23 protein-coding genes are annotated in these 20,218 nt (G+C 71.7%); 18 read left to right on the forward strand and 5 right to left on the reverse strand.

Translation table 11 applies throughout. The features are described 5' to 3' along the window. Window position 1: 1 nt before the first annotated feature. A complete protein-coding gene (locus EV562_RS28340) occupies window positions 2-460 on the reverse strand; it encodes a nuclear transport factor 2 family protein (RefSeq protein WP_133889708.1) in 459 nt (152 codons plus the stop codon). 57 nt (window positions 461-517) lie between these two features. Between EV562_RS28340 and EV562_RS28345 the strand changes: the two genes are divergently transcribed. The 8 genes from EV562_RS28345 to EV562_RS28380 all read left to right on the forward strand — a co-directional run bounded on the left by EV562_RS28345 (window position 518) and on the right by EV562_RS28380 (window position 9,311). Beyond that, a complete protein-coding gene (locus EV562_RS28345) occupies window positions 518-1,132 on the forward strand; it encodes a TetR/AcrR family transcriptional regulator (protein ID WP_133889709.1) in 615 nt (204 codons plus the stop codon). 384 nt (window positions 1,133-1,516) lie between these two features. Further along, window positions 1,517-1,993, forward strand: coding sequence for a lamin tail domain-containing protein (locus EV562_RS28350; RefSeq protein WP_166662038.1), 477 nt, complete (start codon window positions 1,517-1,519; stop codon window positions 1,991-1,993). Between the two features lie 200 nt (window positions 1,994-2,193). Further along, on the forward strand, window positions 2,194-3,447 hold the full coding sequence (locus tag EV562_RS28355; RefSeq protein ID WP_133889710.1) for a GNAT family N-acetyltransferase: 1,254 nt from the start codon (window positions 2,194-2,196) through the stop codon (window positions 3,445-3,447). A 51-nt stretch (window positions 3,448-3,498) separates the two neighbouring features. Next, entirely contained in the window at window positions 3,499-4,239 is a 741-nt protein-coding gene (locus EV562_RS28360; RefSeq protein WP_133889711.1) for a TetR/AcrR family transcriptional regulator, read from the forward strand. A 171-nt stretch (window positions 4,240-4,410) separates the two neighbouring features. Next, window positions 4,411-5,550, forward strand: coding sequence for an NAD(P)/FAD-dependent oxidoreductase (locus tag EV562_RS28365; protein WP_133889712.1), 1,140 nt, complete (start codon window positions 4,411-4,413; stop codon window positions 5,548-5,550). Between the two features lie 126 nt (window positions 5,551-5,676). Continuing rightward, window positions 5,677-6,186, forward strand: a complete 510-nt coding sequence (locus EV562_RS28370) for a 2'-5' RNA ligase family protein (protein ID WP_243860210.1) — start codon at window positions 5,677-5,679, stop codon at window positions 6,184-6,186. A 323-nt stretch (window positions 6,187-6,509) separates the two neighbouring features. Then, window positions 6,510-8,267 (forward strand): lysyl oxidase family protein, encoded by a 1,758-nt coding sequence (locus tag EV562_RS28375; RefSeq protein WP_133889713.1) that lies wholly within the window; start codon window positions 6,510-6,512, stop codon window positions 8,265-8,267. Between the two features lie 189 nt (window positions 8,268-8,456). Further along, window positions 8,457-9,311: an oxygenase MpaB family protein gene (locus EV562_RS28380; protein WP_133889714.1), complete on the forward strand. Its 855-nt coding sequence runs from the start codon at window positions 8,457-8,459 to the stop codon at window positions 9,309-9,311. Window positions 9,312-9,419: 108 nt separating this feature from the next. Here EV562_RS28380 and EV562_RS28385 read toward each other — a convergent pair whose 3' ends face one another. Then, the gene (locus EV562_RS28385; RefSeq protein WP_133889715.1) at window positions 9,420-9,902 is read right to left on the reverse strand and encodes an ATP-binding protein; all 483 of its coding nucleotides are present in this window, start codon (window positions 9,900-9,902) and stop codon (window positions 9,420-9,422) included. Window positions 9,903-10,262: 360 nt separating this feature from the next. Here EV562_RS28385 and EV562_RS28390 point away from each other — a divergent pair, with 360 nt between their 5' ends. From EV562_RS28390 to EV562_RS28400, 3 genes are all read left to right on the forward strand, one after another. After that, a complete protein-coding gene (locus EV562_RS28390) occupies window positions 10,263-10,601 on the forward strand; it encodes an STAS domain-containing protein (RefSeq protein ID WP_133889716.1) in 339 nt (112 codons plus the stop codon). Window positions 10,602-10,730: 129 nt separating this feature from the next. Then, window positions 10,731-11,132, forward strand: a complete 402-nt coding sequence (locus EV562_RS28395) for an STAS domain-containing protein (RefSeq protein WP_166662040.1) — start codon at window positions 10,731-10,733, stop codon at window positions 11,130-11,132. Then, window positions 11,129-13,390 carry a SpoIIE family protein phosphatase gene (locus EV562_RS28400; protein WP_133889718.1) on the forward strand — a complete coding sequence of 754 codons (2,262 nt, stop codon included), beginning with the start codon at window positions 11,129-11,131 and terminating at the stop codon, window positions 13,388-13,390. The genes EV562_RS28395 and EV562_RS28400 overlap by 4 nt, the downstream gene beginning before the upstream one ends. Before the next feature lie 56 nt (window positions 13,391-13,446). On the opposite strand, the gene EV562_RS28405 is transcribed toward EV562_RS28400, so the two are convergent. Beyond that, a complete protein-coding gene (locus EV562_RS28405; RefSeq protein ID WP_133889719.1) occupies window positions 13,447-13,821 on the reverse strand; it encodes a helix-turn-helix domain-containing protein in 375 nt (124 codons plus the stop codon). A gap of 77 nt (window positions 13,822-13,898) precedes the next feature. Here EV562_RS28405 and EV562_RS28410 point away from each other — a divergent pair, with 77 nt between their 5' ends. The 3 genes from EV562_RS28410 (at window position 13,899) to EV562_RS28420 (ending at window position 16,365) form a co-directional block, all read left to right on the forward strand. Continuing rightward, on the forward strand, window positions 13,899-14,309 hold the full coding sequence (locus tag EV562_RS28410; protein WP_133889720.1) for a RidA family protein: 411 nt from the start codon (window positions 13,899-13,901) through the stop codon (window positions 14,307-14,309). A 185-nt stretch (window positions 14,310-14,494) separates the two neighbouring features. After that, on the forward strand, window positions 14,495-15,388 hold the full coding sequence (locus tag EV562_RS28415; protein WP_133889721.1) for an MEDS domain-containing protein: 894 nt from the start codon (window positions 14,495-14,497) through the stop codon (window positions 15,386-15,388). After that, window positions 15,385-16,365: a sensor histidine kinase gene (locus tag EV562_RS28420; RefSeq protein ID WP_133889722.1), complete on the forward strand. Its 981-nt coding sequence runs from the start codon at window positions 15,385-15,387 to the stop codon at window positions 16,363-16,365. The genes EV562_RS28415 and EV562_RS28420 overlap by 4 nt, the downstream gene beginning before the upstream one ends. Before the next feature lie 73 nt (window positions 16,366-16,438). Here EV562_RS28420 and EV562_RS28425 read toward each other — a convergent pair whose 3' ends face one another. Next, on the reverse strand, window positions 16,439-17,014 hold the full coding sequence (locus EV562_RS28425; protein ID WP_133889723.1) for a DJ-1/PfpI family protein: 576 nt from the start codon (window positions 17,012-17,014) through the stop codon (window positions 16,439-16,441). A gap of 27 nt (window positions 17,015-17,041) precedes the next feature. Continuing rightward, entirely contained in the window at window positions 17,042-17,839 is a 798-nt protein-coding gene (locus EV562_RS28430; protein WP_243860211.1) for an SAM-dependent methyltransferase, read from the reverse strand. 180 nt (window positions 17,840-18,019) lie between these two features. Here EV562_RS28430 and EV562_RS28435 point away from each other — a divergent pair, with 180 nt between their 5' ends. The 4 genes from EV562_RS28435 (at window position 18,020) to EV562_RS28450 (ending at window position 20,210) form a co-directional block, all read left to right on the forward strand. Beyond that, entirely contained in the window at window positions 18,020-18,577 is a 558-nt protein-coding gene (locus EV562_RS28435; protein ID WP_243860212.1) for a hypothetical protein, read from the forward strand. A gap of 86 nt (window positions 18,578-18,663) precedes the next feature. Next, window positions 18,664-19,347, forward strand: a complete 684-nt coding sequence (locus tag EV562_RS28440) for a hypothetical protein (protein WP_243860213.1) — start codon at window positions 18,664-18,666, stop codon at window positions 19,345-19,347. Between the two features lie 238 nt (window positions 19,348-19,585). Next, window positions 19,586-19,870, forward strand: coding sequence for a hypothetical protein (locus EV562_RS28445; RefSeq protein WP_133889725.1), 285 nt, complete (start codon window positions 19,586-19,588; stop codon window positions 19,868-19,870). Window positions 19,871-19,895: 25 nt separating this feature from the next. Beyond that, window positions 19,896-20,210: a YrhK family protein gene (locus EV562_RS28450; RefSeq protein ID WP_133889726.1), complete on the forward strand. Its 315-nt coding sequence runs from the start codon at window positions 19,896-19,898 to the stop codon at window positions 20,208-20,210. Window positions 20,211-20,218 lie beyond the last annotated feature (8 nt).

Here is a 20,218-nt window from a genome sequence, read left to right on the forward strand (position 1 = left end):
CTCACCGTCCGTCCGGGAACAAGGTGGCCCTGACGGTGTCCGTCGAGACCCCCGACTGCGCGCACAGCTCCGCCAGATCGAAGCAGAACAGCTCGCTCGCGATCAGGCCCTCCCGGAATCCGAAGCGGAGGGAGACCGGCAGCTCGGCGCGCCGCCCGTTCGGCCGGACCCCGAACCGTTCGCCGGTCATCGTCAGGCGCGCCGTCCCCCAGCACGCCAGCACGTCGTCGCCGGTCGCATGGCCTTCCAGCGTGACGTCGTAATCGGGGAACGACGTGAAGAAACGGGTCAGCGTCTTCTCGTTGGCGGCGAGGCCGCGCGCCACCGTGCCGAAGGCCGGAGCCTCCAGCGTCATGTCGGGGTGGAAACAGCGCAGGGCGGCGGGTACGTCCTGCCGGTTCTTGGCATCGGCGAGGGCGCGCGCCAGCTGAAGCGCCCGTAAGGCGTTCTCTGGGGTCATGAACTAAACGTACGGCCGTACGTACGTATTCGGCAAGGGATCTGGCACGATACGGGCATGAGCGACGAGGACACCGGACTCCGAAGGGCCCCGGAGCGAACCACCGACCGGCGATTGCTGCGCGGAGCGCGTTCACGGCGCGCGATTCTGCGGCGGGCGGTCGACATGGCCTCTCTGGACGGCCTGGACGGGCTGAGCTTCGGCGTCCTGGCCACCGGCTCCGGCATGAGCAAGAGCGGTGTCCAGACCCTCTTCGGAACGAAGGACAATCTCCAGGTCGCCACGGTCGAGTGTGCGGGCGGTGTCTTCGACGAGGTCGTCGTCCGCCCCGCCGGCACCGCACCGCGCGGCGCCCCGCGTCTGCGAGCGCTGGTCGAGGCCTGGATCGTCTACGCCTCCGAACCCCTCTTCCCGGGCGGCTGCTTCTGGGCGGCCAACCAGGCGGCCTTCGACAGCCGCCCCGGCCCTGTCCACGACGCGCTCTTTGCGGGCCGGCGCGGCTGGCGCACCCTTCTGGCCGGCGAACTTCGTCACGCCGGCGCGGCCGACGCCGAACTGGCGGCGTTCCAGCTCGACGCGGTGCTCGTCGCCGCGAACACCGCGTTGCGGTGCGGGGACGGCGAGGCGGTGGAGCAGGTGCGCAGAGTGACGGAGAACCTTCTTCGGAAGTGAGTTCCGACTCCCTCCAGGACGGCGGGGCTTCTTCACATCCGTAACCCCCTGCGACCACCGCCGCTGTTACTCACTTTCGGGTGAACGTGCCGAGGCCCCCGGGGTGGCGTGCTCTGGCGCTCGGGAGCCACGAGCCAGTACGCGTAAGCCTCGTCGGGCCGCATGCCCGTCAACCTGGTGCCTTCGGTGCATATATGGATGTTGCAGGCGACTGTCACGACGGTATGGGTGAACGGCAACACCGTTCACGTCTTCTCCACGTGCCGGTCGCGGTGCGGGCAGGGTGTGGTCGTGCGGCCGATCCGGCCGCCATCCGCACCAGGCGCAGTCCGGTCCGCGGCGTGACCGCGGTCGGCTGTGTCCGCACGAAGCAGGGGAGAACCTGTGTCGAACTTCCTCACCTCCCGCCGGCTCACCGCCGCCGTTCTCACGGTCGGTGCCCTGACCGCCGCGGTCGCGGTGCCGGCGTCGGCGGCCGACCACCGGCCGCAGCGTCCGAACGTCGAGATCAGCCGTGTCCAGTACGACTCCCCGGGGCGCGACGACCACTCCAACCGTTCGCTGAACAAGGAGTGGGTGGAGATCACCAACAACACCCGCCACGCGGTGAACCTGAAGGGCTGGACCCTCAGGAGCGAGGACGGCCACACCTACAGGTTCCGTCACTACCGCCTGGACGGGCGGGCCACCGTCCGCGTCCACACCGGCCAGGGCCGCGACACCGGTCGTGACGTGTACCAGGACCGCCGCGACTACGTGTGGGACAACCGGTCCGACACCGCCACCCTCCGCAACGACCACCGCCGGTTCGTCGACGACAAGTCCTGGGGCCACAAGCGCCACGGCGGCCGTCACCAGTAGCCGGCGGTCGAGCCGGTAGCCGGGCCCGGGCACCGGCGCGGCACGCCGCAGCACGGCGCGCCATCCCTTCCAGGGGTGGCGCGCCGTCGGCTTGTGCCTCGACTCCCTCAATTCGCTTGCCCCGGCGGCAGGTCGGCGCTGCACTGTGGGCGGACACCGTGATCCGGTGGTGCCGGTACACCGAGGAGGCAGCGGCAGCGATGGACATCCGTCCCACCACCGACAAGGATCTCGGCGTTTTCGTGGACACGGTCCATGCCGCGTTCGGGCGCTTCCCCGAGACCCCGGTCGAGGGCGGCGGGCTCTGGTGGTCGGCGCTCGAGACGGACCGCTGCCTGCTCGCCCGGACGGCGGACGGACGGGCCGTCGGCACCACCGCCGCGTACTCCTTCGAGCTCACCCTGCCCGGGAAGACCGTCGTCCCGGCGGCCGGGGTGACCGCCGTCGGTGTCCTGCCCTCGCACCGGCGCCAGGGGGTGCTCACCGCGATGATGCGGCATCAGCTTGCCGAGGTGCGGGGCCGCGGGGAGTTCCTGTGCGTGCTGCTGGCCTCAGAGGCCCCGATCTACGGGAGGTTCGGCTACGGACCGGCGACCTACACGGCGCGGCTGACCGTGCCGCGCCACGGGGCCGCCCTCGCCGCTCCCCGGGCGGCCGGCGCGACCGGCGCGCCGGCGAAGGACTCGGACAACGGCTCGGTCGACGGCTCGCACGACGGCTCGGTCGAGGTCCTTCGTCGCACCGAGTGCGGAGAGCTGCTGGAAGAGGTCTACGACCGCTATCGCCGCGCTCAGCCCGGCGCGCTGTCCCGGCCGCACCGCTGGTGGGCCCTGCGCGCGGGGCAGCCCCCGATATCGCCGGCGCCGCGCTACGTCGCCGTCCACCGGGACGCCGACGGCGTCCCGGACGGGTACGCGAGCTACTCGATCGAGTCCGGCACCCTGACGGTCGACGAGACCGTCGCCACCGACGACGCCGCCTTCACGGCCCTGGCCCGGTTCGTCCTCGGTCACGACCTGGTGTCCCGGGTCACGTTCAAGCACGTCCCGCCCGACCACCCGCTGCGCTGGCGGTTCGCGGACTTCCGCGCCGGTGAGGTGAGCGGCGACACCGACTGGCTCTGGGTGCGGCTGCTGGACGTACCGCGTGCGCTGACGGCACGCGGCTGGTCCGTGGACGGCGAACTGGTCCTCGACGTCCACGATCCGTTCCTCGGCGGGCGCGACCGTCACCTGCTGACCGTCCGGGACGGCAAGGCCCACTGTGTTCCGACGGACCGGGAGCCCGATCTGTCCCTCGACATCCGCGACTTGGGCTCCGTCTACCTCGGCGGCACTTCCCCGAGCACGCTCGTGCGGGCCGGGCACGTCCGGGCGCACCGTCCCGGCGCGGCGGCCCTCGCCGACGCGCTCTTCCGCGACGAGCGCTCCCCGCACTGCCTCCACTGGTTCTGACCGCGCCAGGTTGCCGACCGCATCACGAACGTGTTCGTTACGATCGGTCGCATGGCAGCGAGAAGAGACCCGATCAGCCGCCGGGAGCGCCCGGCCAAGCCGGCCCTGTCCCGGGGATGGATCGTCGACACCGCGGTGGCGATCATGCGTGCGGAGGGGCTGGAGAAGGTCACCATGCGCCGCCTGGCGAAGGAGCTGGACACCGGCCCCGCCTCCCTCTACGTGTACGTGGCCAGTACGGCGGAACTGCACGCGGCCGTGCTCGACGCGCTGCTCGGCGAGGTCGACCTCGCCGCAGCGGACGCAGCGGACGCAGCGGACGCAGCGGACGCCGCGGGGGACTGGCGCGGGCGGCTCCGCGCGGTGCTGACGTCGTACACCCTCGTGCTGTTCGCGCATCCGCAGCTGGCCAGGTCGGCCCTGGTCGCCCGCCCCAGCGGCCAGAACTACCTGCGCCTGGTGGAACGCGTCCTCGATCTCCTCTCCCGCAGCGGAGCCCCCCGTGCCCAGGTCGCCTGGGGCGTGGACATGCTCCTGCAACACGCCACCGCGACCGCGGCCGAGCACTCGACCCAGGCACACGATCCGACGTCCGGAGACGACTGGAACGCCACCGTCCGGGCTCTGCGCGACGCGGACGAGGCGACCCACCCCGCGATCGCCTCCCACCTGACGGTCCTGACCAGCGGCTCCGCCCAGGACCGTATGGGCTGGTTCTTCGACGTGCTCGTCAACGGGATTACCCGGACGCCCGTGCCCGGCACGGGTGACCAGGGGGACACCGTCGACTGAGGCCCGGGCCGCAGAGCGAAAGGCCTGGTAGGGACCCGATCGAATCGCCGGATCGGCTTCCCGGCGGGACTTCTGCAGCTACGCGCACTCCATGACGAACTTGTTCGCTACGAACGCGTTCGTTACACTGCCGGAGTCCCGCATCCACCAGCACACCGCCCGGAGGCATCGATGAGCACCGACCACCACCCCATCGCGATCGTCGGCGGCGGCTTGGGCGGCCTCACCGCCGCCCGGGTCCTGCACGTCCACGGCATCGAGTCCACGGTCTTCGACCTCGAAGCAGGCCCCGAGGCCCGTACGCAGGGCGGCATGCTCGACATCCACGAGGAGAACGGCCGGCAGGCGATCCGTGCCGCCGGCCTCCACGACGAGTTCCGCAAGATCATTCACGAGGGCGGTCAGGCGATGCGGCTGCTCGGCCCCGACGGCACCGTCCACCTCGACGCCGAGGACGAGGGCGACGGAGGCCGCCCCGAGGTCGACCGCGGTGACCTGCGCGACCTGCTGCTGAACTCCCTGCCGGAGGGCACGGTCCGCTGGGGCCGCAAGGTCACCGGGGTCAGGCCGCTCGGCGACGGCCGCCACGAGGTCACGTTCGCGGACGGCTCAGCCGTCACCACCGGACTGCTGATCGGTGCCGACGGCGCCTGGTCGCGCGTCCGGCCCCTGCTGTCGGACGCCGCACCCGCCTACACCGGCATCTCCTTCGTGGAGAGCGACCTGTACGAGGCGGACAGGCGCCACCCGCGCAGTGCGGCCCTCATCGGCGGCGGATTCTTCCTCTGCCTCGGCGACCGGCGCGGCTTCCTCGCCCACCGGGAGACCGACGGCAGCCTCCACGTGTACACCGCGCTCAAGGCGGAAGAGGACTGGGTCGACACGATCGACTTCACCGACCGCGCCGCCGCCAAGGCCGCGGTCCTCGCCCACTTCGAGGGCTGGGACGAGGACCTGCGCGGCCTGGTCGCCCACGCGGACACGCTCACCCCGCGCCGCATCCACGCCCTGCCCGTCGGTCACCGCTGGCAGCGGACCCGCGGCGTCACCCTGCTCGGCGACGCCGCCCACCTGATGTCCCCCTTCGCCGGTGAGGGCGCCAACCTCGCCCTGTACGACGGCGCCGAGCTCGCCCTCGCGCTCGCCGCCCACCCCGAGGACACCGAGGCCGCGCTCACCGCCTACGAGGAAGCGCTCTTCCCCCGTGGCGAAGCATCCGCCGTCGAGTCGGCACACAGCCTGGACACCATGTTCGGCACGGACGGCCTGGAGCAGATGATCGGGTTCTTCACCTCCGCGCCCGCCGAGTGAAGCGCCGGACGGGCGCCCGCCGGGCGAGGGCCGGTGAACCCGGAAGCGACGCGGCCCGAGAGGCCCGTCCGGAGCCGTAGGGTCGGTTCGGCAGGAGGACGACGGAGCGCGGAGGGAGCGAGTCGGGTGCCCCGGACGGGAACGACGGCGGTGCTGGCGCTGCTGCCGGAGGCCGAGCCGCTGTTGGGGTCGGCCGCCGAGGTGGACGGGTCGGTGGTGCGACCGGGCGTGCCCGCACACGCCGCGCTGCTCTATCCCTGGTTGCCCCACGAGGAGTTGGGAGCACCCGAGCTGCACCGGCTGCGGGCCGCCCTGCCGGCCGGCCCGGTCTCCGTGACGCTGGCCGAGGTCGAGCGGACCGGCGGATTCGTCGGTGTCCCGGTGCCCGGACTGACCCACCTGGCCGATGCGGTGCGCAGCGCGTTTCCGGCGCACGTACCCTACGGCGGCCGTTTCGGCCCGCGCCCGCCCGTGCACGTCACCGTGGCTCTGGAGGCGGCCCCGCACACCGCTGCGGACATCGCGCGCCGGACCGCCGCCGCCCTGCCGATCACCGCGCGGGTCACCGCCCTTCACGTGGTCGGCCTCACCGAGGCGGGGTGGCGGAGCCTCGCCGAACTGCCGCTGGGCCCCTGACGCGGCAGGCGCCACGTGCCGCCGACGGCTGCCGGACGGGCACCGGTCGAGGCCGAGACACCTCAGGCCGCGCCGGACGACTCGCCGGTGGGATCCGCTCCGTGCGGCACGTCCCTTTACCAAACGAGCCCTCGCCGGACGGCACTTCCTCGCGACTTCAGCCTGATTTCACCCCCTGCACAGCGATCCGGCCAACCTCCCACGATTTCCCACCTTCTGGACAACCGGACACGCGGGCGCGCCCTCTCACAGCGCGGGCACAGCAACGTGCCCGCCTGCTTCCTTCCCACAGCACCCCCCAGCACCTGAAGGACGAGGGATCGATGACCAGAACGCGCACCACCCGGCTGCGGCGTCCACTGCTCGCAGGCACCACCGCCGTCGCCGCCATGGCCGTGACCGCCGGACTCGTGGCGGCCACCACGGAGCCGGCGAAGGCGGCGACAGGACCGGAGCTGAGCCTCATCGCCGCGACCGGCTCACTCACGCTCACCTCCTGGAAGGAGGACCCGGGCGTCTACCTCGACCTGGGCACCTACCTCACCGCGGACGGCAGGCCACTGGAGCTGAAGGTGACCCGGAAGTCGTACAAGGACCCGGTGACCGTCACCCAGACCGTGTACGAGGGCGGCAAGGCCAAGGCCAAGACGTTGCCCAAGGGCACGGTGAAGGACTTCTCCGGGCTGCCCGGCTTCGCGGAGATCACGGTCACCGACAAGGCGGGCAAGAAGGTCCTCAGCCGGACCGAGAACTTCTGCCCGAACAACGCCAGCGGCCGGGTACGCCCCGACGCGCCCGCCACCTCCAAGTATCCGGAGAGCTGCCCCACCAACCCGTTCACCCTCGGTTCGGTCTGGGGCGTCGAGAAGGGCTGGGCGGCCAACACCTACGCGGGTTCCTACACCGAGCCCGTCGCCCTGCCGGCCGGGACGTACACGGCCAAGGTGGGCGTCGCCAAGAAGTACCGCGATCTGTTCGGCATCGCCGACAAGCCCGCCACCGTCAAGGTCACCGTGGTGGAACGCAGTTACGAGGACGAAGAGGGGGCCGCAGGGGCGAGCGCGTCCCTGAGCGCGACCACGGGCGAACACGCCGGTCACGATGGCGCCCACCGGGCCCCCACCGCGCACGCGGGCCACGGACCGGGGCACGCCCCGACACCCGCGCAGGCCGCCGCACCCGTCACGAGCGGCGCGGGTCCGTCGTACAACGTGGGCCACGGACCGCTGAAGGCGGCGCCCCCCGCCCTGCCGTGGGCGCTGAAGAAGAAGCAGGCCGCGCGCTCCATGCCGGTCGGCGACAAGGGAGGCCAGACCGACGGCTCGCGCAAGGCACTCGCGCTCCAGCCGCTGGCGAAGCGCCCCTCGGGCAAGCCCTCACTCCCGGACGTCCCCAAGCCCGACCTGCGCTCGCTGCCTGCCTACGGCATCGTCGTCAGCGACGGTGAGAAGAACGTCCCCGGCAAGGACTACCTGGCCTTCAGCGCCAACGTCTGGAACGCCGGTCCGGCGCAACTGGTCGTGGACGGCTTCCGGTCGCCCGGCAAGGCCAAGATGGACGCGTACCAGTACTTCTACGACGCCAAGGGCAAGCAGGTCGGCTACACCCCGACCGGCACCATGGAGTGGGACCCCCGTCCGGGCCACGTGCACTGGCACTTCACCGACTTCGCCAGCTACCGGCTGCTGAAGGCGGACAAGAAGGAGGCCGTGCGCAGCGGCAAGGAGGCCTTCTGCCTGGCCAACACCGACGCGATCGACTACACGGTCAAGAACGCCAACTGGCACCCGTTCAACACGGATCTGTCCACCGCCTGCGGGGAGGAGAACTCCATCTCCGTGCGCGAGGTGCTCGACGTCGGCTCCGGCGACACGTACTCCCAGGACCTGCCGGGCCAGTCCTTCGACATCACGGACGTACCCAACGGCACGTACTACATCCAGGTACTGGCCAACCCCGAGAAGCGGCTCAAGGAGACGAACCTCGACAACAACAGCGCGCTGCGGAAGATCGTCCTCGGCGGCAAGCCGGACGCGCGGACGGTGACCGTACCGGCCCACGACCTGGTCGACGCCAACTGACCTGACGTCAGGCGCGCCGGCGCCCCGCCGGACGAGCCGACGGCCACACCGAGTGGCCGTCGGCTCCTGACAGAAGGTAACGCAGAGGTATCGAAGAGCAGCTCTCAGTGCTTCCTCCCGTGCTGGACGCATCGGGCCAGTGGGTGAATCCGGGCCGGGCGGGATACTGGAGGCAGGACGGAGGCGACCATGCTGACAGAGCTGCGCGGTCATGCGGGCAGGGCTCTCTTCGCGCGGGTGGCGGGCCCTGACGGACCCGCCGTCCGGGCCCGGATCCACGACACTCCCGGGCCCCGCTGGTTCGAGCCCGACCGTCCCGTACGCACGGTCCACGGCGATGCCTCGATGTTCATCGGCGGAATCAGCGCCCTGCTGCTGCAGTCCCTGCACCCACTCGCCATGGCGGCGGTCGCCGCCCACTCCGGCTTCCGGGGCGACCCGTGGGGCCGGCTGCAACGCACCAGTACGTTCCTCGCGGTCACCACGTACGGCACCGCCGACGACGCGCAGCGAGCGGTCGACCACGTCCGGGGCATCCACGAGCGCATCCGCGGCCGGACGGCGGAGGGACTGGCCTACCACGCCGCCGATCCGCACCTGCTGGGCTGGGTCCACGCGGCCGAGACGGACAGCTTCCTCCGCGCCCATCAGCGGTACGGGGCCCACCCGCTCGACGACGCCGGCTACGACGCCTACGTGGCCGACACCGCCCGGGTCGCCGAGGCACTCGGAGTCGTCGACCCGCCCCTCGACCGCCGCAGCCTGGCCGCGCGCCTGTCCGCCTACCGGCCCGAGCTGCGGGCCACCGCCGACGCCAGGGCCACCGCGCGCTTCCTGCTGCTGCAACCGCCGATCCCCCTCGCCGCCCGGCCCTTCTACACCGGTCTCGCGGCGAACGCGGTGGCCGTCCTCCCGCCGTGGGCCCGGGAACTGCTGAGACTGCCGCGCCTGCCGGTCGTCGAGGACCTGGCCGTACGTCCCGTCGGCCGTGCCCTCACAGGTGCCATCCGGTGGGCCATGACGCCACCACCGGCAAGTCCTTGACCTGTCCTTCTCCTGGCTCGTCGCAGGGCGTCCCACCGCGACGCCGGTGGTCCGGCTCGCAGCACGGGTGATCGGAGCCGGCACATGCCGAAAGCTGCGCCTACGGCGTCAGCCGACCCGCGAGCCGGGCTCCTGGAGGCAAGGGCCGGGGAGGGGCAAGTGGATCTCCGCGGTGACGTGCTTCCCGTCGGCGCGGTGGTCGGTGTCCAGGCGGTCGCACAGGCGTGTGAGCAGGTGGATGCCGTGCCCGCCGACCCGGCGGGGGTCGGGTACGCGCGGCCGGGGCGCCTGGGGGGAGGTGTCATGGACGGTGATGCGGAGCCGGGCAGGAGCGTCCGGGAGGACTTCGAGCAGGAGACCACCGGGCCCCGGCGCGTGCCGCAGGGCGTTGGTGACCAGTTCGCTCACCACGAGCTGGGCATCCTGGCTGACCTGGTGCTCCGGGGGGTGCCCGGCCCTGGCGAGGAGGTCGCGTGTCGCGGTGCGGGTGTCGGCGAGGGAGATGCCGTCCGCACCCCAAACGACGCCGTGACGCAGGGACACCGTCGGGTGGTGCTCATCCGGTACCTGCTTTTCGAGTGGGATGGCCATGGTGATTCCTGTGCGATGCGGTCGGTTCCTGACTACTGATCGTTTACGTTTGCCCCTTTTCGCTTACCCACGGTGTTCTTCTTCATGGGTGGGACCGCCGACGTCACTCGGGCCTCAGGAGATCCACGGGCAGGGAACGCCCGTCGGAGTCATACGGCGTTCACGCGTGCGGGGTCGTGCCCCGGGGGCGAGGTGTGCGACGGTGGAGGGACAACGAGACCGACCGGCACCCGTGGGCGCCGGTCTTTCGGGACCGGGCGTTGCCCCCCACACGGGCACTCGGCCCCGCCAACGCCGTACACCTCCATCGGGGTGTAACGCCTTGGGGCTCGTCAACCCCCGGAAGGGGGCGCGCCCAGAATGAACGTCACCACGACCGTCGACGGCACCCGTGCGAGCCTCACCCCGCACGGAGACATCGACTTCGACACCCTGTCCTCGCTCCGGGCGGCCGTCGACGCGCTGCCCGATCACGTGACCGACCTGCTGTGGGACCTGCACCACACGCCCTTCATGGACGTCGCGGGCCTCCACCTCCTCTTCGCCCCGGCCGGCCGGGGCGGCGCCGACCGCACCACGACCGTCACGGGTCTGCGCCCGCAAGCCCTCAGAATGCTGCTCCTGGCCACGGACGTGCACCCGACGGTCATCGACGTCTCCCGGCTGTTCCCGGACACGCTCCGTACCCTGCCCGGCTGACCGTCCCGGCTTCCCGGGGGGACCCGGGAAGCGGCAGGGTCGCCGGACCCGCGCCCCGCCGCCGGTCCCTACCATGAGGCGAGTGCTGTCGACCGGAGTCGTGCGAGGAGGAAACGCAGGGTGTTCTCGGTGCAGGTCACGCATGAGGCCCGGGGCGCGGTGATCGCGCTGCGCGGAGAGCTCGACTTCGAGAGTGTGGTGCAGCTGGAGGAGGCCGGTGCGACGGAACTGGCCAGAGGACGGGATGCGGGGCCCGTCGTCGTCGACTGCGCGGCGCTGTCGTTCTGCGACTCCTCCGGTGTCGGCACCCTTCTGCGGCTGTTCCAGGAGTTGGCCGCGCAGCAGCGGGTACTGAGGCTGGGGGCCGTGCCGCACTCGGTGGTGCGCCTGTTCACGCAGACGGGGTTGGACCAGGTGTTCGCCGTGTACAAGGACGTCGACGAGGCACTGACCGCAGGAACGCGGCAGCGCGACGGCGTGGCCGCACACGTGGACGAACCGCCGAGGCCGAAGGGGAGGCAGGTCATATGACGCGCGTACCGGGGCAGTACGCGCCCCAGCCTGCCGGGGGTTCCGGCACGCGCGCCGCAGTCGACCGTCGCGCGGACCGGGACGTGGAAGCGCTGCTGGGCCAGTCGACGGTGATGTTCGCCTCCCTCGCGGGCCCCGCCCACATGCTGGAGACGGCGAACACTGCCTTCTTCGACGTGGTCGGCGGGCCTTCGCGCACCCGTACCGGCGTTCCGCTCGGGCAGTTGACGCCGGAACTGCGCGAGCAGGGCTTCATCGAGCTCCTGGACCGGGTCTACCGCACCGGCCGGCCCTGCGACGGGTGGGACGCCCGGGTGCTTCTCGGCCGCGGGCCGGACGTGCGGGAGGCGTTCGTCGACTTCACGTGCGAGCCCCGCCTCGACGCCGGCGGCAACGTCATGGGCGTACGCGTGATCGGAGTGGAGACCACCCGGATCAAGCACGCGCAACGGCTGACCGCCGAGCACCGTGTCCTGCTCGAGCAGATCGCCCGGCAGGCCCCGCTGCCGGACGTGCTCGACGGTATGGCTCGCGCGATCGAGGACCTCGCGCCCGGAGAGGTGCTCGTCTCCGTGCTGCTGGCCGACCCCGACGGTCGGCACCTGCGCCACGGCGCCGCCCCCAGCCTGCCCGCCTTCTACAACGAGGCCATCGACGGCATCGCCACCGGAGAGGGCGTCGGCTCCTGCGGCACCGCCGCCCACCGACGGCGGCCGGTGATCGTCACCGACATCGCCACCGACCCGTTCTGGGACGACTTCCGCGAACTGGCCGGCCGGGCGGGTCTCGCCGCCTGCTGGTCCACTCCGATCCTCGCGAGCGACGGCGCCCTGCTGGGCACCTTCGCGATGTACCACCGCACGCCGCGGAGCCCGCAGGACGCGGACTTCGCGCTCGCCCGGATCTTCGCCCACACCGCCGCGCTGGCCATCGAACGCCACCGGACCGAACAGGCCCGTTGGGAAGCCGAGGCCCGGGCGAGAGCCGCTCGCGACGACCTCGCCTTCCTGCTGAACGCCAGCACACTCCTGAGCGCCGACCTGGACACCGATCAGGCCCTGCAGCACCTGGCCGACGCCTGCGTTCCCGTTCTCGCCCCGCTGTGCGCCGTCGACCTCGTCGAGGCGGGACGCGTCAGACGGGTCGCCACCGCCGCACCCGACCGGGCCCAACGGGATCTGCTCGCTGCCCACATCCCGGTCTACGACGCCGACGACGACGCCGTCGCCCGCGTGCTGGCCTCCGGCACCAGCGAGGTCGCCCGGCGCACCCCCACGGGAGCCGGCCCCTGGCAGGACCTCGGTGTCACCGGTTACCTGTGCGTCCCCCTGACGGACCGCGGCCGCGTGTTCGGCACCGTGAGCCTGTTCTCGACGGGCCGGCACGTCATCGACGGCCGGGCCGTGGCCCTCGCCGAGGAACTCGCCCTGCGGGCCGCCTCGGCCGCCCGCAACGCCCGCCAGTACACCCAGCGTGCCGCCCTCGCCCGGGACCTCCAGGCCGGCCTGCTCCTGCCCGACCTCCCCGACGTGCCCGGCGTCGACGTCGCCGCCTACTACCACCCGGCCGGTGAAGGGCTCGACGTCGGCGGCGACTTCTACGACGTGTTCCCCCTCGACGACGGACGGTGGGCCTTCCTCGTCGGCGACGTCTGCGGCCGCGGCGCTCTGGCCGCCGCCACCACCGCCCTGGTCCGGCACACCGCCCGCGCCGTCGCCCCGCTCCTGCCCGACGCGGTCGACGTCGTCACGGCCGTGAACCGTGCCCTGCTCAACCGCCCCGCCAGCCATGGCACCGGCTTCGTCACGCTCGTCTACGGCCTGCTCACCGCGACCCCCACCGGGCTGGACGTCGAGCTGGTCCGCGCCGGCCACACGCTCCCGCTCCACCTCGTCGCCGATCACACCGTCCGGACGATCGACGCTCCCGGGATACTGCTGGGCATCGCCCCCGACCCGCCCCTCACCACCCGCCGCGTCCACCTGGAACCGCACGAAAGCCTCGTGCTCTACACCGACGGCATCATCGAAGCGCGGCAGGACGCCGCCCTGTTCGGCGAGGAGCGTCTCGCCGACGCGGTGAGCAGCACACAGCGCCGGCCCGGCGCCCGGCAGATCATCGACGCCGTCACCCGGGCCGTCGCCGCCTTCACCCGCGGCGGCGACGTCGACGACGACCAGGCGGTCCTGGTCCTCACCGCCACCGAACCGCTCCAGTCACCGCCGGCCCGGACCGTGCCGTCAGGGGCACCTCGCTGACCGTGACCGGACCGGCCGGACGAAGGCGGCGGCGCGGCGGCGCCCGGCGAGGCGAGTCAGCGGTCGGTCCCCTCCTCCCGCTCGTCGAAAGCCTCGCGTGCGCGCTCGACGGCGGGCATGTGCTGTGACGCCCAGGCCAGCAGCACGTCGACGGGGTGCCGAAGGGTCTTGCCGAGCGGGGTGATCCGGTAACTGACCGCCACGGGGCGGGTGGAGACGACCTCGCGCCCGACGACGCCGTTGCGTTCGAGGCGCCGGAGCGTCGCGGTCAGCGACTTCTGGGTGACCTGGGGGATGGCCCGGCGTAGTTCGTTGAAGCGGCAGGGGCGCTCGCAGAGTTCGTCGAGGACGCTGAGCGACCACTTGTCGAGGACCTGGTCGAGCAGCTCGCGATGCGGGGCGTCGATGCGGAGTTCGTCGGCGGTATCCATGGCGAAACCTGGTCTCGTTGAAGTGTCCTTCTGCTCCTAGGTAGCTTCAGGATACCTACTTCGGAGGAGAGAAACCCATGGCAGTCCAGCACTTGACACCGCAAGGCATGCTCCAGCCGGTCCCGTACCACCACGTCGCCGTGGGCACCGGGGCGAAGCACGTCCACGTCAGCGGACAGGTGGCCCGTCAGGCAGACGGAGTTCCGGTCGCGCCCGGGGATCTGGCCGGGCAGGTGGCCCAGGCGTTGCGCAACACCGCCGTCGGACTCGCGGGCGCGGGCGCGACGTTCGGGGACGTGCTGCGCCTGACGTTCTACGTGACCCGGTGGGCGCCGGAGAAGATCGGCGACTTCATGGCCGGCGTGGAGGCCGTCGCCGAGGAGATCGGCCTCCCGGCTCCGATGCCGCCCGCCTCCCTCATCGGCGTCGAGTACCTCTTCGAGCCGGACGTGCTCGTCGAGGTCGAGGCGACCGCGATCCTGGACTGATTCCTCGGGCGGGCCTCTCGAGGGCCACGGCGGCACCGTCCGCCCCGCGAACGGGTGCGCGGCACCGAGCACGGGGGGAGGGGGAAGGTCGGTACGATGACGGTGAGCAGTCCTGCGGACGGGGCCATGCCGAAGACCGCGCCGACGACCCGGAGAAGGACGGTGCAAGCCGTGAAGGACGCGACGTGATCGCCTACAGCACCCGAGAGCGCCCGGTCGAACGCATGGATCACGGTGACCACCTGTGTCTGGCGTTCAGTGACGAGGCCGAGCAGCGCCGGGTGGTGACCGCCTATCTTCTGGGAGGCCTGGAGCGCCGTGAGCGCGTGATGTACTTCGCCGACCGGAGCACTCCCGGGCAGGTGCTCACCTGGCTGCGCGAGGCCGGTACGGATCCGGCGGCCGCGCTGGACAGCGGACAGCTCACGGTGACCACGGCGGACGCCAGCTACCTGGCCGACGGCCCCTTCGACGCCGATGCCATGGTGGCCACCCTCCAGAAGGAGGTCAGCGACTCGCTCGCGGCCGGCTACACCGGCTTCCGGGTCAGCGGGGAGATGGGCTGGGCCCTGCGCGACATCCCCGGCGCCGAGCGGCTGGGCGAGTACGAGACGAAGGTGAACGACGTGTTCGCCGGACGCCCCGCCTCCGCCGTCTGCCAGTACGACGCCCGTCGTTTCGACGCCGGGTCCCTGGACGCCTTCGACCGGTGCCATCCCGGAATCGTGGCGCAGCAGCCGCTGCACACCAGTTCGTCGCTTCAACTGGTGCCGTCCCTGCGTGACGGCCGGCAGTCGCTGCGCGTGATCGGTGACGTGGACTACCACTGCGCCGAAGCACTGTCCGGCGCGCTGGAGACGGTCTGCGACTGGCCGGGTGACATCACGGTCGACATGAGCGCCCTCCAGTTCATCGACCTCGCCGGTGTCCGCGCCCTGGTGCGCACCGCCGAGCGGCTGCCCGACGGGCGCAGGCTCCACGTGGTCGACCTGGATCCCATGCTGAGCAACGTCATCCACGTCATCGGCTGGGACGAGACACCGGCTCTCACCGTCACCGCGCGGGCGGTCTCCGCGTGAGCACCGTCGCAGCGCCGTACCCGCAGGGAGACGCGCCCCACCCCCGCGAGAGCGCACCGCAGGCGAGCCACCAGGCACTGGTCTACGGCAGCGACGAGGCCTTCCTCGCCGCGATGGTGCCGTTCTGCCGGAGCGGTGTGGAAGCGGGTGACACCGTCCTGGCCGTGACGACCCGCAGCAACGTGGACCTTCTGCTCGAGGAGCTGGGGGAGGCGGCCCGGCACGTCGAGTTCGTCGACGCCGACGACTGGTGCCGCACGCCCGGACCCACCCTGGGCGCCTACCGACGCTACGTCGAGCAGTACACCGCACGAGGCCGTGCCCGCCGGCTACGGGTGATCAGCGAGCCGGTCTGGCACGGACGCGCCCTGCTGGAGGCATCCGAGCGGACCCGCTACGAGTCAGCACTCGATGCCGCGTTCACCGACCGCCGTGCGCACATCGTCTGTCTCTACGACACGCGCACCCTGCCCGAGGCCGTGGTCGCCGACGTCCGGCGTACCCACCCCGCGCCGCTGACCGGCCCCCGCTCCACCGCACCGGGTACCGGCCGCGGTCCCCGGCAGCGCCCGCTGGAGCCGGTGCCCGCCGACGGCGAGGAGGCCGTGATGCGCTTCGGGCGCGACCTTTCCGCCGTCCGCGCCTTCGTCACCGAGGCCGCCACCGCGCTGGGCATGCCCGACGACCGGACCCGACGGCTGGTCTTCGCCGTCAACGAGGTCGCCACCAACGCCCTCCAGCACGGTGCAGAGGGCAAGGGACGGGTGACCGTACGGCGCTGCGGATCCCGCGTCGTCTGCGACGTCACCAGCCCCTGCAACACCGCGGGCCTCGACTGGTACGCCGGGTACCTGCCGCCCGATCCGGCACAGCGGCGGGGCCACGGGTTGTGGGCGGTGCGCCAGCTGTGCGACGCGATGGAAGTCGGCGCCGGCTCCCGGGAGACGACCGTCCGACTGCACGTGACCCTGCCCTGACATCCGGCAGCCAGTAGCGCCGGTACAGCGTCCCCCGCCGGGGACGGGGATCCGAGAGCAGCCGGACGGAGCGTCAGGCGGGCGCCGACGCGGGGGCGGTGAGGTAGGGCGAGATGTTGCGCCAGGCACGCTCGACGTACTCGTCCTTCTCGCCGACCGGGGCGACGTAGTGCAGGGCGTCCGCGGCGGCCTCCCCGCTCCGCAGTCGGGCGATGACCCAGGCGGCGAGGTAGGGCGAAGCCAGACACCCGCCGGCGGTGGCGACGTTGCCCTTGGCGTAGAAGGGCTGGTCGAGGACCTCGACGCCGGCCGCGACGACCCAGGGTTTCGTGGTCAGGTCGGTGCAGGCGGGGACGTCGTCGAGCAGTCCGAGCCTGGCCAGGACCAGTGCGCCGGAGCACTGGGCCGCCACGAGCCGGCGTGAGGGATCCAGGCCCCGCAGGACCTCCATGATCGCCGGGTCTTCGACGACCTCACGGGTGGCGATGCCGCTGCCCACGATGACCGCGTCGGCGGAGCACGCCTCCTCCAGGGTGGCCATCCCTTCGACGACCACTCCGTTCATGGAGGTCACCTTGGCACCGGGAGTGGCGAGGGTGACGCGCCAGTCGGCGGCCTTGACGCGGTTGAGAACTCCGAGCGCGATCAGGGAGTGGCGGCGAACTGCCGCCGCCGTTCAGCCGATCTTGCGGGCCACGCCTCCGTAGATGCCTATCCCGGCGGACGTCGCCGTCGGCGGTGCGTCCGGCCGCCACGACGAGGCCTGGACGAGGCCGGGGTCGGTCAGCCGGAAACCGTCGAAGTACGCCTCGATCTCGGCACGGGAGCGTGGATTGAGAGGAGTGGCGGCCCTGTCGTAGACGGCCTGGGCCCCGCTGCAGTCGGCGAAGTCACCCGTGACGTGCGAGAGCACCAGGTAGCTGCCGGCGGGGAGCGCGTCGCGCAGGGCGGCGACGACTCGCGCGGGCTCGTGCGCATGGGTGAGGAAGTGGACGACGGAGACCAGGAGCAGGGCGACCGGCCGGTCGAAGTCGATGACCTCGCGCACGCCCGGATGCTCGACGACGGCCCTCGGGTCGCGCAGGTCGGCGAGCGCGACGCCGATCGCGTCGGAACTGCGGAGCAGCGCGTCCGCGTGCGCCGTCACGATCGGATCGTTGTCGACGTAGGCGACGCGCACGTCCGCCGCCGTCTCCAGGGCGATCTCGTGCACGTTCGGGGAGTGGGGCAACCCGCTGCCGATGTCGAGGATCTGCCGCGGACCGGCCCGGACGACGTGACGGACGGCGCGCTCGAGGAAGGCACGGTTGGCCCGGGCGGCGGCTCGCTCCTCGGGCGCGACGGCGAGCAGTTCGTCACCGGCCTGTTGGTCGACCCGGTAGTTGTCCTTGCCACCGAGCAGATAGTCGTAGATCCTCGCGGAGTGAGGCCTGCCGGTGTCGATCACCGGGACGTGCGAGCCGTGCCGTCTCAAGCGGCGCTCCTCTCGGCGGTCGCTGCGGTCTGAGGACTACGAGGGCCGGGTGCTCCTTCGGACAGGGGCCGACAGAGGGGGCCCGCCGACGGTGCGATCCTGCCTTTGCGTCCGACGGTGTGTCAACTAAAGTACACAGAAGCCAGATCGGTGAGGGCGAGAGAGATACACGACGTGGGCGTGAGTCGTAACGAGGGCGAGCCCCAGGGGGACGCAGGCGCCGAAGCGCAGAGTTCGCGGCCGCACTCCCTCGCGCAGAAGCTGAAGTGGCTCATGGCCCACCGCAGGGACGCACGGGGCAGGGCCTACGTCTCCCGCACCCTGTCACAGGCCGTGGACGACCTGCCCGACCCGCCCGCGTCGACGTCGTTCGCACTCATCGCGAAACTCGCGAACGGCGGGCAGGACAACCCGACCGTCAAGACCGTCCTGGCCCTGTGCCGGGCCCTCGGCGACGTACCGCCGGCGTACCTGCTGCCGCACGCCGCCTACGACGACCTCGACGCGCTCGAAGCCTTCGAGGACCCGCTGGCCCGGCGTGTGCTCGCCCTGCTGCGCGACCTGCCGGAGAGCGAGGTCCTGAAGGTCGTCGCCCACCTGGAGGCGCGCCGCGGCCATCTCGGCATGCCCTCCCCGCCGGACGACGGATCGGACGCCGGGAAGCCGAAGCGGGCCCGGCGCCGACGGACTGGAACCGAAGCCGCCCGATACGCGGCCGACGCACTGGAAGGTCTCTGATGGACGGCATAATCTTCGGATCCTGCACCGTCGCAGGAGTGATCGTCACCGCGTTGTGCACCCGAAGAGCACTGCATCACCCGCGCGTGTTCACCTGGCTGATCGCGGTGGCGTTCGCCGTGTGCACCGTCGGGGTCCTCTTCGCGGTCCCCGCCGTCGCGAGGACGGCCGAGGACGTCACCGGCCTGGACAACGCCGGCAAGCTGGTGGCCCACGTCTGCGCCATCCTCTGGTGCGCGGCGCTGCAGATCACCATGGTGGACCTGGCCTATCGCCCGGAGTACCTGCGCACCGCCATGTACCAGCGCATCTTCGCGGCCGTCGTCGAACTGGCCGTCATGGTCCCGCTCTTCCTTGCGGCCAACGGCGAGGACGTCGAATTCACCACGGCCTACGCCGACCACTCCTCGGTGGCCGCCTATCTCCTCGTCTACCTCTCCTACGTCCTGGTCACCTGCGGTGAACTCGCCTTCATGTGCGGCCGGACCGCCCGCCGCAGCCGGGCCACCCGCCCCTGGACCGGCGCCGGCTTCGCCCTGTGCACGCTCGCGGCCGTCCTGGGCGTCGGATACACGATCTCCAAGGGGTCGTACATCGTCCTCTACACGCTCGACAGCCCGTGGTCCCTCGACGTCGAGGAAGCGGTGAGCCCGGCACTGAGCGGCCTCGCCGTCCTGTTCCTCTTCGCGGGTCTGACGATGCCGATGCTCGGCGGCATGCTCCAGCGATTGCGCGAACGCGAGCCGGCCGCGCGAGGCGCCGGCCGGTAGCCGACGTACCGTCTGCGTCCGAACAGCTCCCCCCGGCACGGTGTGGTGAACCGCGGGCACACCGCCGCGCAGGCCGAGTCCGTCTGCTCGGTGCGCTGTGCCGACAACGACGCCGTGGCCCGCCACCGTGCCCGGCTCCGGGGAGCCGAACCGGCGGGCGGCTGACCGCGTACCCGCGGTTTCCGGCCTTCCTCGCGGAGGCCGGAAAACGGCGGCGCGGAGGGGGCAGACGAAAGACATGACGGACACACAAGTTCGGCCCGAAGAACGCAAGACGCGGGAAACCCGTGCCCGGGGCACCATGGCGATCTGGCAGTGGGCCAGATGGGCGGCGCTCTTCCTCGCTGTCGGCTGGGCGCTGAACCTGGTCGCCGAACTGGTCGAGGGTGCGCAGGGACGGGGCCTGTGGTGGCCTCTGATCAGCACCGTCATCTGGGCCGGGGTGACCGTGCACGGGTTCGTGACCTACCGCCGGATCAGGACGACGACGCTGCCGGCCCTCACCGGGCGACGATCCCTCTGATCGCTCTGTCCGTAACGTGGGGGGTATGAGGAACACCGAGGGAAGCACGTCGTTGGTCATCCGCCTGGGCGGGGAGGAACTCGTCATCGGACGGCGCTACGAAGCCGCCAGTATCGCGAACGACGTCCTCATCGCGCTGTGGTTCATCGCCGGCAGCGTCATGTTCTTCAACGAACGGTGGACCACGGCCGGCACCTGGTGCTTCCTGGTCGGCAGCATCGAGCTGCTCGTCCGGCCCGCCATTCGCCTCACCCGCCACCTGCACCTGCAACGCGTCCACTCCCGCGCTCCGGAGCCCCACGCTCCCGTCGCGTCCTCCGACGGTTCGCAGGACTTCTGAACGTGTGA

Source organism: Streptomyces sp. BK208 (assembly GCF_004364245.1).
GTDB lineage: Bacteria > Actinomycetota > Actinomycetes > Streptomycetales > Streptomycetaceae > Streptomyces.

Excerpts from the sequence above, each read along its gene's own strand:
- EV562_RS28340 (WP_133889708.1), bottom strand. The coding sequence starts at position 460 with ATGACCCCAGAGAACGCCTTACGGGCGCTTCAGCTGGCGCGCGCCCTC.
- EV562_RS28345 (WP_133889709.1), top strand. The coding sequence starts at position 518 with ATGAGCGACGAGGACACCGGACTCCGAAGGGCCCCGGAGCGAACCACC.
- EV562_RS28355 (WP_133889710.1), top strand. The coding sequence starts at position 2,194 with ATGGACATCCGTCCCACCACCGACAAGGATCTCGGCGTTTTCGTGGAC.
- EV562_RS28360 (WP_133889711.1), top strand. The coding sequence starts at position 3,499 with ATGGCAGCGAGAAGAGACCCGATCAGCCGCCGGGAGCGCCCGGCCAAG.
- EV562_RS28365 (WP_133889712.1), top strand. The coding sequence starts at position 4,411 with ATGAGCACCGACCACCACCCCATCGCGATCGTCGGCGGCGGCTTGGGC.
- EV562_RS28375 (WP_133889713.1), top strand. The coding sequence starts at position 6,510 with ATGACCAGAACGCGCACCACCCGGCTGCGGCGTCCACTGCTCGCAGGC.
- EV562_RS28380 (WP_133889714.1), top strand. The coding sequence starts at position 8,457 with ATGCTGACAGAGCTGCGCGGTCATGCGGGCAGGGCTCTCTTCGCGCGG.
- EV562_RS28385 (WP_133889715.1), bottom strand. The coding sequence starts at position 9,902 with ATGGCCATCCCACTCGAAAAGCAGGTACCGGATGAGCACCACCCGACG.
- EV562_RS28390 (WP_133889716.1), top strand. The coding sequence starts at position 10,263 with ATGAACGTCACCACGACCGTCGACGGCACCCGTGCGAGCCTCACCCCG.
- EV562_RS28400 (WP_133889718.1), top strand. The coding sequence starts at position 11,129 with ATGACGCGCGTACCGGGGCAGTACGCGCCCCAGCCTGCCGGGGGTTCC.
- EV562_RS28405 (WP_133889719.1), bottom strand. The coding sequence starts at position 13,821 with ATGGATACCGCCGACGAACTCCGCATCGACGCCCCGCATCGCGAGCTG.
- EV562_RS28410 (WP_133889720.1), top strand. The coding sequence starts at position 13,899 with ATGGCAGTCCAGCACTTGACACCGCAAGGCATGCTCCAGCCGGTCCCG.
- EV562_RS28445 (WP_133889725.1), top strand. The coding sequence starts at position 19,586 with ATGACGGACACACAAGTTCGGCCCGAAGAACGCAAGACGCGGGAAACC.
- EV562_RS28450 (WP_133889726.1), top strand. The coding sequence starts at position 19,896 with ATGAGGAACACCGAGGGAAGCACGTCGTTGGTCATCCGCCTGGGCGGG.